The 15,601-nt window shown below is 35.6% G+C and carries 8 protein-coding genes; 3 read left to right on the top strand and 5 right to left on the bottom strand.

The window, feature by feature from the left end:
• Nucleotides 1-346: 346 nt before the first annotated feature.
• Both SB689_RS19550 and SB689_RS19555 read right to left on the bottom strand, forming a co-directional pair.
• On the bottom strand, nt 347-1,126 hold the full coding sequence (locus SB689_RS19550; protein WP_410693761.1) for a zinc ribbon domain-containing protein: 780 nt from the start codon (nt 1,124-1,126) through the stop codon (nt 347-349).
• Between the two features lie 2 nt (nt 1,127-1,128).
• A complete protein-coding gene (locus tag SB689_RS19555) occupies nt 1,129-2,226 on the bottom strand; it encodes a Nif3-like dinuclear metal center hexameric protein (RefSeq protein ID WP_410693762.1) in 1,098 nt (365 codons plus the stop codon).
• A 64-nt stretch (nt 2,227-2,290) separates the two neighbouring features.
• On the opposite strand from SB689_RS19555, the gene SB689_RS19560 reads away from it, so the two are divergent.
• A complete protein-coding gene (locus SB689_RS19560) occupies nt 2,291-3,118 on the top strand; it encodes an ion transporter (RefSeq protein WP_410693763.1) in 828 nt (275 codons plus the stop codon).
• Between the two features lie 44 nt (nt 3,119-3,162).
• On the top strand, nt 3,163-3,321 hold the full coding sequence (locus SB689_RS19565) for a hypothetical protein (RefSeq protein ID WP_410693764.1): 159 nt from the start codon (nt 3,163-3,165) through the stop codon (nt 3,319-3,321).
• A 59-nt stretch (nt 3,322-3,380) separates the two neighbouring features.
• On the opposite strand, the gene SB689_RS19570 is transcribed toward SB689_RS19565, so the two are convergent.
• From SB689_RS19570 to dnaE, 3 genes are all read right to left on the bottom strand, one after another.
• Nucleotides 3,381-5,345, bottom strand: a complete 1,965-nt coding sequence (locus SB689_RS19570; RefSeq protein WP_410693765.1) for a T9SS type A sorting domain-containing protein — start codon at nt 5,343-5,345, stop codon at nt 3,381-3,383.
• A 137-nt stretch (nt 5,346-5,482) separates the two neighbouring features.
• Nucleotides 5,483-8,185 (bottom strand): T9SS type A sorting domain-containing protein, encoded by a 2,703-nt coding sequence (locus tag SB689_RS19575; protein ID WP_410693766.1) that lies wholly within the window; start codon nt 8,183-8,185, stop codon nt 5,483-5,485.
• 342 nt (nt 8,186-8,527) lie between these two features.
• Nucleotides 8,528-13,195: a DNA polymerase III subunit alpha gene (dnaE, locus tag SB689_RS19580; RefSeq protein WP_410693767.1), complete on the bottom strand. Its 4,668-nt coding sequence runs from the start codon at nt 13,193-13,195 to the stop codon at nt 8,528-8,530.
• Between the two features lie 293 nt (nt 13,196-13,488).
• Between dnaE and SB689_RS19585 the strand changes: the two genes are divergently transcribed.
• On the top strand, nt 13,489-15,594 hold the full coding sequence (locus SB689_RS19585) for a S8 family peptidase (RefSeq protein ID WP_410693768.1): 2,106 nt from the start codon (nt 13,489-13,491) through the stop codon (nt 15,592-15,594).
• The last annotated feature ends 7 nt before the right edge of the window (nt 15,595-15,601 follow it).

Genomic DNA, 15,601 nt, shown 5'->3' on the forward strand with positions numbered 1-15,601 from the left:
TGATTAATGTCTGAGAAAAAATCTATTACGAGAAAAAGTAATAAGAATGTACGATACCCTAGCCCGGATTGGAGCGGTATCCTTTTTGGGGGCGGCCGGAGCGAAGCGAAGGCCGTCACCAAAAAGATAGAGTGGAAAGCCGGATGAAGCTCCTAAGAAATGAGTTGGAGGGTTAATGCGTTGAGAATTGGAGAATTGGAGAGGGTTTGGAGAAAGATTGCTTCGGCGCTGCGCTTCTCGCAATGATAATTTAGGAAATAAAAAAGCCAGAGCAAAATGTCTTTGCTCTGGCTTGGTAGTTTAATTTTATCTGAATTGAACTTTCAGAAGTGATTAAAATCTGTAATTAGAATTTAATTACCGTTCTCATTCTTTCAGTTTCTTCAATTACTAACTCGTCATCTACAAGGATTTTCCCTGAGTGCTCATCAATAATGATTTTCTTTCTCTGAGCGATCTCCATTTGCTTTTGAGGCGGAATAGTGAAGAATGATCCTTTCGGAGCTCCTCTTTCTAATCCTACAACTGCCAAACCGGTAGGAGAACTTGTTCTGATTCTAGTATAAGAAGCTAGTAATCTCTCGTCGATTTTACCTGCGTATTCTTTTGACTGCTCGATCAAATAGTCTTCTTCTTTCTGAGTTTCAGAGATAAGACCATCTAATTCTTCTTTTTTGAATTTTAAGTGGTTTTTAAGATTACTGATCTTTGTATTCAGTTCACTTAAAGTTTCGTTTTTGTGAGCAATTTTAACTCCGAATTCTTTGATTCTTTTTTCAGCAAGCTGAATTTCAAGATCCTGGAATTCCATTTCTTTTCCTAATGCTTCAAACTCTTTATTGTTTCTTACATTGTCTTGTTGAGACTTGTATTTATCAATTAAAGCTTTTGCATGGTTTATCACTTCATGCTTGGTTTTGATCTGATCGTCCTGATCTTTGATATCAGCGTGAAATTTTTCAGCTCTTTTTTCAAGTCCTTCAATCTCGATTTCAAGATCTTCAACCTCAATTGGCAATTCTCCTCTTGTATTTCGGATTTCATCCAATCTTGAATCTATGATCTGTAAATCGTATAAAGCTCTTAACTTCTCTTCAACTGAAATATCGTTGGTCTTTGTTGCCATATCTAAAGGAAATAATTTACTGGGTTTGTTTTTTCGTTAGATTTCGAAATTGCAAATGTAGTGAATTTTTGTGACAAAATTTCAAATAATTGTTGAGTAACGAATTGCTCTGATTCATAATGACCTATATCGCAAATCAGCATTTTGGATTCTGCTAAGAAATAGTCGTGGTATTTGATATCTCCCGTAAGATAGGCGTCGCATTTCTTAGATAATGCAGATTTTATTCCACTTGCGCCGGAACCGCCCAACACTCCTACTCTTTTTATTTTTTTATTATTAAAATCTGAATGTTTAATGATTTCAAGGTTAAATTTTTCTTTTACAAACTTCAAAAAGTCCTTTTCATCCATCTCTTCATCGAATTCTCCGTACATTCCTAAGCCTGAATGTTGGTTTTCATTATCTAAATTATAGATCTGATACGCAACTTCTTCATAAGGATGTGCAGATTTCATCGTAGAAAGAATCTGACCTTGTTTATAACCTTCAAAAATGACCGAAATCATATTCTCATCTGCATTTTCACGGATATTTTGCTGTCCTGAAAACGGATTTGAGCCTTCAATTGGTCTGAAAGTACCGTTTCCATTCATAGTAAAACTGCATTCATCATAAAAGCCAATACTTCCTGCTCCTGCTGAGAAAAGTGCTTCTTTTACCTGTTCTAAATGATCTTTAGGAACGAAAACCGTTAATTGTTTTAAATTATTTTTCTTTGGTTGAAGAATTTTCAAGTTTTTTAAGCCTAAATGATTACAAATTCCTGCGTTCACTCCAAAAAAATCGTTATCCCAAGCGGTGTGAATGGCATAAATGGCAATTTTATTTTCGATCGCTTTTAAAACTGCTCTTTCCACATAGTTTTTTCCTGTCAAAGATTTTAATCCTGAAAAAATAATAGGATGAAAACATACAACAAGATTACAATTTCTCTCAATTGCTTCATCTATAACGTTTTCCAAGGCATCGTGACAAACTAAAATTCCGCTTACGTTACGAGTCGGAATTCCACACAGCAATCCAACATTATCAAAATCTTCTGCCTGCTGCAACGGAATACGCGTTTCTATTTTAGAAATTACTTCACTTATTGTCATTTTATTCTGTATGTTTGCTACGAAAATAACGATTATTTGTTAATTTAAAAAAAACATTAAAAAAATGGAAAGAGAGCACAACCTAGTTCCCGGAGACGCGCTCTGGAAAAGGCATCTTTACCGAATTATTTACCGTTCTGATACCAAACTCGGAAAATTATTCGACATTATTTTATTATCCTTAATTCTTGTAAGTACCTTCATCATTATGATGGAAAGTGTACCTAAACTTGATAAAAAGTTTCATTATACCTTTATTATTCTTGAATGGATCATTTCTATATTTTTTTCGGCTGAATATTTTAGCAGAATTGCTGTTGTAAAAAATAAAAAACAATATGTTTTCAGTTTTTTCGGAATTATTGATTTTCTGGCTCTGGTTCCGTTTTATTTGAGTTTTTTCTTTCCGGTGACGAAATATTTCCTAATTTTCAGAATGTTGAGAATGTTGAGGGTTTTCAGGGTTTTCAATCTTCTTGATTTTATGAATGATGGAACTGTTATTGTGAGAGCTTTAAAAAACAGTTCAAGAAAGATATATATTTTCCTTTTATTTTTAATTATTTTCTCTGTAATCGTTGGTTCTCTGATGTTTATGGTGGAAGGCGGAAGACCTGGATTTGAAACTATTCCGCAATCTATTTATTGGGCAGTGGTTACGGTGACAACGGTTGGTTATGGTGATGTTTCCCCGATTACTCCCATGGGTAAATTTTTTGCAGTTATTCTGATGTTGGCAGGTTATTCCATTATTGCAGTTCCTACAGGGATTGTAACTGCCGAAATGAGAAACAAAAGACAGAATCTTGAAAAGATATGCGAAAGGTGCGGAAATGAAGATATTGATGATGATGCAAGGTATTGCAAGCAGTGTGGCAAGAAATTAGCTTAATACTTTTTATAAGTTTATTCTATTAACCAAAATACCGCAAAATCATGGAACCAAAAAAGAAAAACAAGCCAAGCAGTTTAGTAATTATTCTTTTTGCTTTAATTGTATTAATGATCATTATTTATTTTATCCTCGTGATGTTTTTCCCGACAGTTTTTGAACATATGAATACGGGTGATATACAACCTGTTCCAGACAAATAATCTAAACATAAAACGAGACGACTTAATTGCCGTCTCGTTTTTATTTGAATTAATTGTAATTATTTTTTAATTGCTTTGATGGTTTGTTTAGAACCGTCTTTCAGTGTGAGTGTTATCAAATAGAGTCCGGATTTTAATTCTACTAAATGAATAACTGCCCCCGGATTATCAATAGTTTTCACTAATCTTCCAGACATATCAGAAATAATGACAGATTTCACTTTAGAAACATCTGAAATGTTTACTACATCAGTGAAAGGATTTGGATATACTTTAATACCGTTTTTAGCTCCGGCAACTTCAGAAGTTCCTAATGTTCCGTTAGTAATATTAATATTAAATGTTCCTTCAGGTTCATCTGAGAAACCGCTGTAATATCCTACGTTCACAAAATATTTATCTCCGGCAACTGTTGGTATCGAAATAGTTTCTGTACCACCCTGTCCGCTATTATCAACACGATCTACACAAACCAAATTACCACAAGTACCTGAATAAACACCAATTGCAGGATCAAAATTGCTTCCTGAAGGCATTGTTACCGTAATAACATGTGCATTACCATTACCTGAAAATGAGAACCATGTACCGTCATTCATGCTACTAGAACAAGCTGTAACAAATCCTGCATTATTGGTAGCACCTTCTCCATCAGATTGTGTATAATTATATGGGAAAGTAGTTGCCTGCAATGCTCCGGAGCACTCATCATTAGCTGGTGGCGGTGGAAATGTTCCAACACAGATATCAAAACTTTGGTTACTTCCTGCACCATAATAACTGTATACTCTTACATAATAAGTTCCTCCCACAGTAAGTCCTGAAACTGTAGATGTAGTATTATCTGAGCATAAAATACTGTTTAATGATCCACAAGATCCATCAAATACCTGGAAATAAGTATCTGTATCATCATCTGAGCCTACAGAAACAACATTGGAAAGCGAAACTCTATGAGAGGTAGCCGTAGCAACAAATTTAAACCAAACATCATCATCCGGATTACCATAACAAGGGTCAGGAATTAAACCTGAATCTGTAGCACCCAATGTATATCCTGAATTTACAGCGCCACAATTTAGATCAGTATTTACAGTTAAAGCAACTGCTGCCGAGCATTCGTTGTTTGCCGGTGGTGGAGGAACTGTTGTAAACATCGTATCAGAACAGCCTGAGGATTCCCCTGCTCCACTTACAGCTACAACTTTTACATAATAATTAACACCTGAATTAAGAGCTGTTGGAACCGTAAAACTGTTTACAGCTACTGATTGCTGATTAACAATATCTGTTCCTCCAGGAGTTGTACCGATAGAAATTTTATATCCTGTAGCTCCCGATGTATTATTCCAAGTGATTGTTGGTAGTAATGGAATAAATATAGAATTATTTCCAGGATATGTTACCAATGGACAAGCCGGAATTGGGCTTGGAGTTAATCCATTAAATGTAATCACAGATTTATAAGGTTCCAAGTTCCCGTCTGATGGAGAAAAAGGATCCGGATTTACATTATCATCTCTAAAATACAAGGTAGAATTTGGAGCTGAAGGATAAACATACATCACTTCATCATAATCATTAGAATCATAACCTGCAGAGTTTTCCTCGGCTGCAACTACTAAATTGCTGGTATTGTTGTAAGGAAATGGTGTGGCAAAAGTAATTTCCACTACTCCATTTGTGTTAGTTACGGTTCCGGAGAACACCTGTGTTAACTGACCGGCAGGAATCCAGTCTGATTCTGTAGCAAATGAAGTTTTTGCAGTTTGACCTAAATAAACCACCCAATCTGAAGAGCTGGCGATCGACATTGTAGGATCAAGATAAAACTTGAGCCCTGTAATATTTCCTGCCGCATTCGCATTAATTTCCTGTTTAGTGAAAATTTGCTGAACGTAAGAATATCCAAAATAGGTGCTTATTGGAGCGACTCCAACATCGGTACTTCCTGTACCCAAATTGATCTGGGCATTAAGCGTCATGCTTATCATTAATAAACATGAAAGTAAAAATTTTGTCATAAACGAATGTATTTTGCTGATTTGCCACTAAATTAATAATAATACCTTCATATCGCACTCTAAAATCTAATATTTAACTAAAAAAAATAACGGCTAAAAAATTTAGCCGTTATACAATTAATTATAGGTTATGAAATTTACTTCTTAATTGTTTTAATCGTTTGTTTTGTACCGTCTTTCATTTCTAAAGTTACCAGATACATTCCTGATTTTAATTCTCCTAAATGAAGAGTAGAACCTGGATTGCTGATCGTTTTAACCAATCTTCCAGAAATATCAGTTACTAAAACAGATTTCACTTTAGAGATATCTGAAATAGTAAGATCATCAGCGAAAGGATTTGGATATACTTTAATACTGTTTTTAGCACCAGAAGTTTCTGAAGTTCCTAAAACTGAAGCATCATAAGCTGAAATCTGGAACTGTCCATTTGTACTTGTTCCTCCTGCAGTTCCTGTATATCTCCATACACTAAAGTATAAAGTTGCTCCTGGAGTTTGCCCTGTTAATGACAACAATGAATAAACACCTCCCGCAGCACTATCATCATTACAACCTACTGAAGTTAATGATCCACATGTTCCGCTATGAGCAGAAAGAACTGTATCTAATAATCCTGATCCTGTAACCCCTTTAGTTTCTACTGTAATGCTTCCGCTTGCAGGCACCACTACTGAGAACCAAACATTATCTCCTCTACTAGTCTGACATGATGTTGTACCATCTGTCGTTGCTCCTGCATTTGAAGTTGTTAAAGGGCTCGCTGCAAAGTTATTACCAACTGTTAAAGCAACGGCTCCTGAACAAGTATCATTCGCAGGTGGCGGTGGTGGAGTTCCAACACAGATACTAAAGCTATTGCTATACCCTGAACCATTACTGTTATATGCTCTTACATAATACATTTGCCCCGGTGTTAATCCTCCAACAGTAGTAGAATTTGTAGTACCACAAGCAACACTTGCTAATGTTCCACAAGTTCCGCTAAACACTTGAGTATATAAACTTGTAGATGATGAGCTACCTGTAGAAACAACATTTGATAAAGTAATAACATGTGCAGTTGAAGTTGCAACAAAAGAATACCAAACATCATCATCAGCAGTACCTGTACAAGTACCAACCGCTACGTTAGAGTTAGTAGCACTTAGCGTAGTACCTGCAGTTGTAACACCACAAGCTAAATCTGGGTTAACTGTTAAACTTACAGCATTTACACACTCGTCGTTTGCTGGTGGTGGTGGTGGTGTTCCGATACAAATATTGAAACTTGCATTATATCCTGCACCTGCATAAGTATAAACTCTTACATAATATGTCTGACCAGCTGTTAAACCAGTTACAGTACCTGTATTTGGATCTGAGCACAATAAACTTGTCTGTGAACCACATACTCCGCTTAGTACCTGGAAGTACATGTCAGTAGTAGAAGTTGTTCCTGTAGAAACCACATTTGATAATGTAACAATATGTGCAGAACTTGTAGCTACAAATTTAAACCAAACATCATCATCAGGATTTCCTGAGCATGGTGCTGCTGCTAAAGAATTAGTAGCACCTAAAGTATTTCCTGCTGTTGTAGCACCACAAGCTGTATCTGGGCTTACAGAAACAGTCAAAGCATTAGCACATTCGTCATTTGCAGGAATTGCTGCAGTAGTCGTTTTAAAATTTCTTTCAGCACATCCTGTTGATACAGCACCACCGCTATAAGCAGTAATTGTATAGTAATACTGAGTATTTGGAGTAAGCTGTTGAGCAGTTGTTAATGTATACGTCAATACATTTCCAAGGTCAAAACTGTTTAATATATCAGTAGCACCTGCAGAAGTACCAATACTTAATCTATAACCAGTTGCACCAGCAATAGTAGACCAAGTAAATGTAGGTTTTACAGATAATCCTGTCTGGGCAGCAGTTGGAGAAGAAACTGAAGGACAAGCTAATGAAGCTGTTGTAAAGCTTCTTTCTGCACATCCCGTTGAGTTCCCTACCACATTAGTTGCATAAACTGTATAGTAATACTGAGTACTAAAGTTAAGAGCAGTCCCTAATGTATAAGTTGTTACGTTCCCTACATCCGTCATATTCATAACATTTGTACCACCTGGAGTAGTACCTATACTGATCTTATAAGATGATGCAGAAGCTGAAGCCGCCCAAGTAATGGTAGGCAAAACAGAAACGCCTGTTGCAGCAGCAGAAGGAGCAGAAACCACAGGACAAACCGGTGCTGAAGCTGGCAGAAGTCCTAAAAGAGTAACATTAGATAAAGTAGCTGCACGCCCTCCTGCAGCAACAGGTACTGCCGGGTTAAAATCCGTAGTGTCATTTCTATAATACATACTGCTGTTTGTAGTACCTGACGCAGATGTGTAAAAATAGTCTGATGAAGAATTAAAATCTGGCTTATTTTCATGTACTGCAATAACAAGGTTATCAGTATTATTATAAGCAAATGGAGTTGTAAAAGTAACTTCAACTACTCCTGCATTATTAGTGATAGTTCCTGTAAATACCTGAGTCATTGCTGATGTGGCAATCCAGCTAGCAGCTGTCGTTCCAGCAAAAGCAGTAAGAGTGGTATGCCCTACAAAAACCTCCCATTGATTTGACTTATCAAGTACTGCAGCGGCTGGTAAATAAAACTTTAAACCAGTAATATTACCCGCGGCGGCGGCGTTAATACTTGTTTTAGAAATAATTTGCTGAGTATAGTTATACCCCCAATTGGAAGCTATGGGATACGCTCCTGTAGTCGTTCCACTACCCAAAGTAATTTGAGCATTCACGATTGTGGCTATCATAAAGAATAGGCACGTGAGTAAAAGTTTTTTCATACGTAGTAAAATAAAAATTAGAGGGTAAATGTAGAAAATTTATTCAATTAATATCAAAAAATATCATAAATTTTTACATTAAGAAAAGTAATTTAACTAATTCATTATCAATAATTAAACAAACATTTGAACTAATTAAAATTATCCTCCTTATATGAATTATTTATTAATTATTAATTACCAAATAGTTAACGTAAAAAGTAGCGAATTTTTTAAATCAAACACAAGCAGATAAGTTGAAAATTATGAAGTATTAAATTTTAGTTAAAAACTACAATTCATTAATATTAATAACCAAAAAAAGTGACTTACGCCACTTTTTTAACTCTATTTTTATTCAAATTAGTTGAGATAAAACTCATATTTGTTGAGTAATTGTATTTCTTTTATCAAATCACCGTTGAGATCCACCGAATGTTTCATAGATTGTAATTCTAAATGAGAATCATCCTCAATATTTTTAATGAAAAATTTCAATTTCTGATCTCCTTTGTTTCTATCGAGTACTGTTCTGAAAAAATCAAGATCTTCAGGCCTGAAATCCATCACATCCATCACCAGCGAAATACTTTTTGCAAATCTTTCAAAGGCTTCCTGAAGCTCAATTACATCATTTACATTCACGAAAACACGTCCGTCTTTCACTTGGGCAAATTTTATTTTAAATATAACAAAACGCTGTACTTCAAGCTTCTCTTTCAAACGCATATAATCTCTGTCTCCCAATCGGAAAGAATACGATCCCGAATAATCTTCTAATGTAACAAAAGCTACTTTTTCACCACTTTTAAAACCATCTTTTACTACATATTCCGTGATCAAACCGGCAACCGTGTATTCTTTTCCGGCACCTCCATTTTCTCTTTCTTTTTGTAAAGTTTTCCAGTCTTTTTTCTTTTCCTCAAACAATTCTTCTCCCTTATTGGCAAAAGCCTGCTCTTTGTAAGCATCAACTTCATCAAGATTTAAGAATGAAAAATTACCTTTTGGCTCGGCTTTTTTGGTCACTTCTTCTATAATTTCCTCTTCACCGATAGACAATTCATCAGAAACAATTTCTATAAGATCTGCGACCTCATCAACAGTATCTTTTTCAAGGATCGGAACAACTTCTGCTACAACTTTTTCCTCTTCATCCTTTTCTAAAACCGCTTTTTTAGAAAGTTGCCCCTGCATGAATTGATAATGATATTTAAACTCATCCAAAGGGTGCGCAGAAAGATAGAAACCGATGATTTCTTTTTCTTTATTAAGCTTGTGCATGTTTGGCCATTCCGGGCAAGGTGCTAATTTGGGTTGTTCGATCTGAACTTCATCAGCAAAATCGGCAAAAAGAGAATGTTCCATCTCGTTTTTTCCTTCCTGGAAGCTTTGTCCATATCTTATTAACCGTTCCAAATTCGTTCTTCCAGCCATATCAATATCGAAATACTGACCACGGTGGAAAGAATCCAATTCGTCAAAAGCTCCGGCCAATACTAAACTTTCCGCTACTCTTTTATTCATTTGAGAAGGTAAAATCCTTTCAAAGAAATCATATATATTTTTAAATCTTCCGTTGGCTTTTTCTCTCGTAATTCCCTCACTTGGACCTTCTCCAATACCTTTAATCGCTCCCAACCCGAAACGGATCTGCCCTTTTTCGTTTACTGAGAACTTATATTGAGATTCATTAACATCAGGTCCTAAAACGTCCACCCCAATACTTTTACAATCTTCCATGAACATGGTAATCGATTCTGTATTGTTGATGTTGTTACTCATTACACTCGCCATGTATTCTGCGGGGTAATTTGCTTTCAAATAAGCTGTATGATATGCAATTAAGGCATAACAGGTAGAGTGAGATTTGTTGAAGGCATATTCTGCGAAGGCTTTCCAGTCATTCCAGATTTTATTTAACGGATCTTCGGCAAGGTTGTTTTTCTTACCACCTTCGATGAATTTCGGGTACATTTTATTCAATACATCGATCTGCTTTTTACCCATCGCTTTTCTCAATGTATCGGCTTCACCTTTTGTAAAGTTGGCCAATTTTTGAGACAGAAGCATTACCTGCTCCTGATAAACGGTAATTCCGTAGGTTTCTTTTAAATATTCTTCAGTTTCGGGTAAATCGTAAACAATTTCTTCAATTCCGTGCTTTCTGTTGATAAAGTTTGGGATATATTTAATAGGACCCGGGCGATAAAGGGCGTTCATGGCAATAAGATCGGCAAAAACTGTTGGTTTAAGCTCTCTCATGTATTTTTGCATCCCCGGACTTTCATATTGGAAAATCCCGACCGTTCTTCCTTCCTTAAATAACTGATATGTTTTCGTGTCATCAAGCGGAATTGTATCCGGATCGATATCAACATTATGTCTTTCTTTAATCAGCCTTAAAGCATCTCTAATGATCGTCAAAGTACGAAGACCCAAGAAGTCCATTTTCAGAAGTCCGGCACTTTCTGCCACCGAGTTGTCGAACTGAGAAACCAAAATATCGGCATCTTTAGCAGCAATCGTCACAGGAACCAGATTACTTACATCCTCCGGCGTAATAATAACTCCACAAGCGTGAATCCCTGTATTTCTGATACATCCTTCCATTTTTTTTGCACTCGCAAGTACATCAAAACGTGGATCTTCAGGACTGTCCAGAACATATCTCATCTCATCGACAAGCATCTGATCTTCAGGTTTTAATTTATCATATTTTGCTAAAGCTTTCGCAATATTCATCCCCGGTGTAGAAGGAATAAGTTTAGCAATATTAATCGTGTCTGGAATTGATAGATCTAAAACCCTTCCGGCATCTTTAATAGCAGATTTCCCCCCTAAAACCGAATAAGTAATAATCTGTGCTACCTGATTTTTACCGTATTTTTCAACAACCCATTTAATAATCTTGTCTCGACCTTCATCATCAAAATCGATATCAATATCGGGCATCGAAATCCTTTCCGGATTCAAAAATCTCTCAAATAGCAAATCGTATTTAATGGGGTCAACATTGGTAATTCCTGTACAATATGCAACGGCAGATCCTGCCGCCGAACCACGTCCCGGACCAACCCAGACTCCCATTTTGCGGGCTTCGTTACAGAAATCCTGTACAATCAAAAAGTAACCAGGATAACCTGTATTAGCAACAACTTCAAGCTCAAAATCAAGACGTTCTTTAATTTCGTCTGTAATTCCTGTATCGGCATATCTTTTTCTTGCTCCTTCGTAAGTTAAATGCGTTAAATACGCCATTTCACCACGTTTTCCGCCGTCAACTTCATCTTCTGCATAAATAAATTCTTCTGGAATATCAAATTTTGGAAGTAAAACGTCTCTTTTTAGAGTATAAGGTTTAAATTTTCCTGTAAATTCTTCATAAGCATCAAAAGCATCAGGATAATTTAAAAAAGCTTCTTTTATTTCATGAGAATTTTTAATAAAATATTCTCCAGAAACAAGACCTCTTCTCTTACCAAAACCTTTTCCTACAGGCGTTGTTTGTTTTTCTCCATCTTTAATACAGCTTACAATATCCTGAATATTGGAATCGTCTTTATCCGTATAATAAGTTTCGTTTTGAGCTAAAATTTTAACATCGTATTTATCTGCAAAATGCAATAAAACATCATTTAAATGCTCTTCTTCTGGAAGATTATGGTTTTGAATCTGAACATAAAAATCATCCTCAAAAGTTTCTTTCCACCATTTGAAAAGCTCCTCCCCTTTTTGTTCCCCTGTATTTAAAATTGCATCGGGAATATCTCCGTTGATTCCGGAAGTCAGGGCAATTAGCCCTTCTTTATATTGAGCAATCAATTCTCGGCTGATCCTCGGAACTCCAAAATAAAATCCTTTTAAAAATCCTATACTTGAAAGTTTTGCTAAATTTTTATATCCGTCAAAATCTTTAGCTAAAAGAACAACCTGCGTTCTTCTGTCCGGATCATCTTTGGTAAATTGCTTCTGTTCGTAACGGTCTGAAATATAAAATTCACAGCCAACAACAGGGATTAAAGGCTCAGAAATAGGTTCATCTTCATTAAATTCAGTTCCGTTTTCTTCCGCTTCCTGTTTTTTTGCTAAAAATTCTTTATGTTTTTTTGCTCTGTCTCCATTTGCACCTTCAACTGCCGAAACAAATTTGAAAGCACCCATCATATTTCCAATATCTACCATCCCAACGGCAGGGAAATTATCGTCAGAAGCTTTTTTAATTAAATCTGAGATACTCGAAGTCGCCATCAACGTTGAGAAAACACTGTGATTATCAAAATTGAAATATCTTCCAAGATCAATATCATCAATACTTCCAACGTCGCTTTGCTTTTTCTTATTATTGAAATCCGCAACCTGTCTTCTGATAACAATTCCGAAAGGTTTTATAGGATCGGGATATAACGTTTTAAAATACGCCAATTGATCCTCAGAAGTTTTCAGAACCTCAGCAGGAATGATCCCGATTCTCATCATTTCGAAGAAAACCTGAGCTGTTGCATTTACATCGGCTGCGGCATTGTGAGCTTCATCGAATTTATTTCCGTAGAGTTTTTCGTAAAGCTCCTCCAATTTCGGAGGTTTGAATCTTCCTCCACGGCCTCCTCCAAGTTGACAAAAGTTTGTACCTAAAATCATGGTATCCGCTTTTGGCTTTTCCTGAAGATTGTCTTTTATATTTTTTCTGAATAATTCTGCTCCAACAATATTGTAATCGAACTCAACATTGTGTCCGGAAACTACTCTTACTCTATCTAAAACTTTAGAAAATTCTTCTAAGATCTCCTGTAGATCACGACCTTCTTCATTAGCAATTTTTGTTGTAATACCGTGAATTCTCGCGGCGTTAAATGGTATATCGTAACCTTCTGGCTTTATTATATAATCCTGGTTTTCAATTAAAACTCCATTATCGTCATGTAATTGCCATGCGATCTGAACCATTCTTGGCCAGTTGTCTGAATCTGAGAGTGGTGCGTTGAAATTCTTTGGTAAACCTGTGGTTTCTGTGTCAAAAACTAAATACATGTAATTTTTCTAGCTTTTATTAAAAAAAGAGAATGTAAAGTTACTTCATTTTTTTGAAAATTTAAATCATTTGGGCAATGTCATTTAATTAATCAAATAACAGTTAAACAAATAAATTTTAAACATTTCTCATTTAAGCTCTAATTATTAGAATGATATAATTTTATGGTATTTTGAGTGTTTTCAAAACCTAACAATATTATTTTCAAATTAATTCATATAAAATGAATCCAAATAAATAATTTTATATACATTTGCTTGATATACCGTTTTTAAAAATTTACTAAAAAGTTATGAAGAAACATTTACTTTTGGTCGGCACTTTGGCAATTACATTATTAAGTGCGCAAAACAATGAAGGATTAAAAAGAGAGTTTGAAAAACAAAACAAAGAGAATACTGCAAAGTTTGACTCTTATGTTTCAAAGCATTTCGGAGCAAACAGGTCACCGGAAGCTTTAAAAGAAATTGAAGAGCAGAGAAGTAACTTAGCCGGATTTACGCCAAATGGATTACCATATTTTCTTAAAGCTGAGGATATGGATCAAATAAAAAACTCCAATTCTGATTTTCTTCAAAATGGTACAATAGCTGGTTTAACAGGTTCTTTTAACGGAGAAAATATTAAATTCACTATTTTTGATGGTGGTAGAGTATTTGGAGGACATGCATTCTTCGACAATCTTCCTAACAGGATAACCAATATGGAAGCCACTACTATGAATTATAGTGCACACTCTACTTCTGTTGCAGGGTTTATGGGTGCAAGAGCTCATACACAGACATTAACAATCAATGGTACTCCAAGATCGATAAATTTCCAAGGTATTGCTAAGAACTCAACTATGGATTCTTATGCTTTCTCAACGACAACTTTACCCGGCAATACTTCTACAAGTACAGTTTTCCAAAAAATTATAGCTGCACAACCAAAAATATCCAACCACTCTTATGGTGTAAATGCTGGGTGGTCTGATGCTTCAATAAGCGGAGCTTGGTTATGGACAGGTTATTATGATGCTGGTGAAACATATGATCTACAAGGTACTTATTATACAAATGATCAAACCTATGATCAGATCGTTTATAATAATCCTTCTTATATTATTGTAAAATCTTCCGGTAATTATTTCAATATGGGACCAACTGGAAATACAGCTCCCAAATATTATCGTAATTCTGCTGGAACTCCAGTTCTATTTGCTGCAACAGATACAGTTCCTGTAAATAACTGTTCTTTAGGATATGATTGTATCGGACCTGGTTCTTTAGCTAAAAATATTATTGTTGTTGGTGCAACAGATATCATTACAGCAAATAGTGGCAGATATGTAACTTCTGCTGATGTTGTGCATTCTGATTATAGTAGTGCAGGACCAAGAGATGATGGAGGTATCAAACCAGATATTTCAGCTGTTGGAACAAACGTAGGAAGCGGTTCTACTGCCGAAAACACTACAGGAAGTCAAAGTTTAACTGTTGGTAGCGGAACGTCTTATTCTGCACCAGTTGTAACCGGAGTAATTGGACTTTGGACACAAATCAACAAACAATTATTCAGTAATGCTGAACTGAATGCTGCTTCAGCTAAAACGTTAATGATACATTCAGCTGCAGAAGCTGGAAATATTGGACCAGATCCACATTTTGGATGGGGATTCATTGATGCTAAAAAAGGTGCTGAAATATTAGTTGCAAAATCTAACAATACTGTTATTTTTAACAACGAAACATTAACGAGTGGTACGCCTAACATGAAAAGAGTTACTGCATCAGGTACTGAACCACTAAAGGTTACAATCTCATGGACAGATCCTGAATATGTACTTCCTGCAAGTTTAACATGGGCTGCTGCGTATAACAACAGATCAACAAGATTGGTAAACGATTTAGATCTAAGAATTGTTGATACCGTAACAGGTACAATTTATCAACCTTGGAAACTAAACGCATTAGCTCCAATGACTCCGGCTATCAAAGGTGATAATACAGTTGACAATGTAGAACAGGTGGTAATTGATGCTCCGGTTCTAGGCAGAGACTACAGAATTGAAATCGGTAATAAAGGTACTTTGGTAAATAACGCAGGTGTAGCCGCTCCTCAAAACTATTCTATCATCGTTACAGGATATTCTCAACAAGTTTTAGCAACTGGTGAAACTGTTAAAGACAGTGGTATTGCAATCGCTCCAACAATTACTAAAGATATCGTAAACGTATTGAAAGCTCCTAAAAAATCTACTTTCACTATTTACGATCTATCTGGTAAAAGATTACAAAATGGCGTAATTAATAGCGACAAAGAAGCAATCGATATTTCTTCTTACACTAAAGGAATTTACATCATTGAAGTGAAAACTGATAAAGACGTAATTTCTAAAAAAGTTATCAAAGAATAATCAATAC

Source organism: Chryseobacterium sp. SIMBA_038, assembly GCF_046535115.1.
GTDB lineage: Bacteria > Bacteroidota > Bacteroidia > Flavobacteriales > Weeksellaceae > Chryseobacterium.

What these genes read in the sequence shown, in the direction of transcription:
- dnaE (WP_410693767.1), bottom strand. Translation starts at nt 13,195, where the DNA reads ATGTATTTAGTTTTTGACACAGAAACCACAGGTTTACCAAAGAATTTC.
- SB689_RS19570 (WP_410693765.1), bottom strand. Translation starts at nt 5,345, where the DNA reads ATGACAAAATTTTTACTTTCATGTTTATTAATGATAAGCATGACGCTT.
- SB689_RS19560 (WP_410693763.1), top strand. Translation starts at nt 2,291, where the DNA reads ATGGAAAGAGAGCACAACCTAGTTCCCGGAGACGCGCTCTGGAAAAGG.
- SB689_RS19575 (WP_410693766.1), bottom strand. Translation starts at nt 8,185, where the DNA reads ATGAAAAAACTTTTACTCACGTGCCTATTCTTTATGATAGCCACAATC.
- SB689_RS19550 (WP_410693761.1), bottom strand. Translation starts at nt 1,126, where the DNA reads ATGGCAACAAAGACCAACGATATTTCAGTTGAAGAGAAGTTAAGAGCT.
- SB689_RS19555 (WP_410693762.1), bottom strand. Translation starts at nt 2,226, where the DNA reads ATGACAATAAGTGAAGTAATTTCTAAAATAGAAACGCGTATTCCGTTG.
- SB689_RS19585 (WP_410693768.1), top strand. Translation starts at nt 13,489, where the DNA reads ATGAAGAAACATTTACTTTTGGTCGGCACTTTGGCAATTACATTATTA.
- SB689_RS19565 (WP_410693764.1), top strand. Translation starts at nt 3,163, where the DNA reads ATGGAACCAAAAAAGAAAAACAAGCCAAGCAGTTTAGTAATTATTCTT.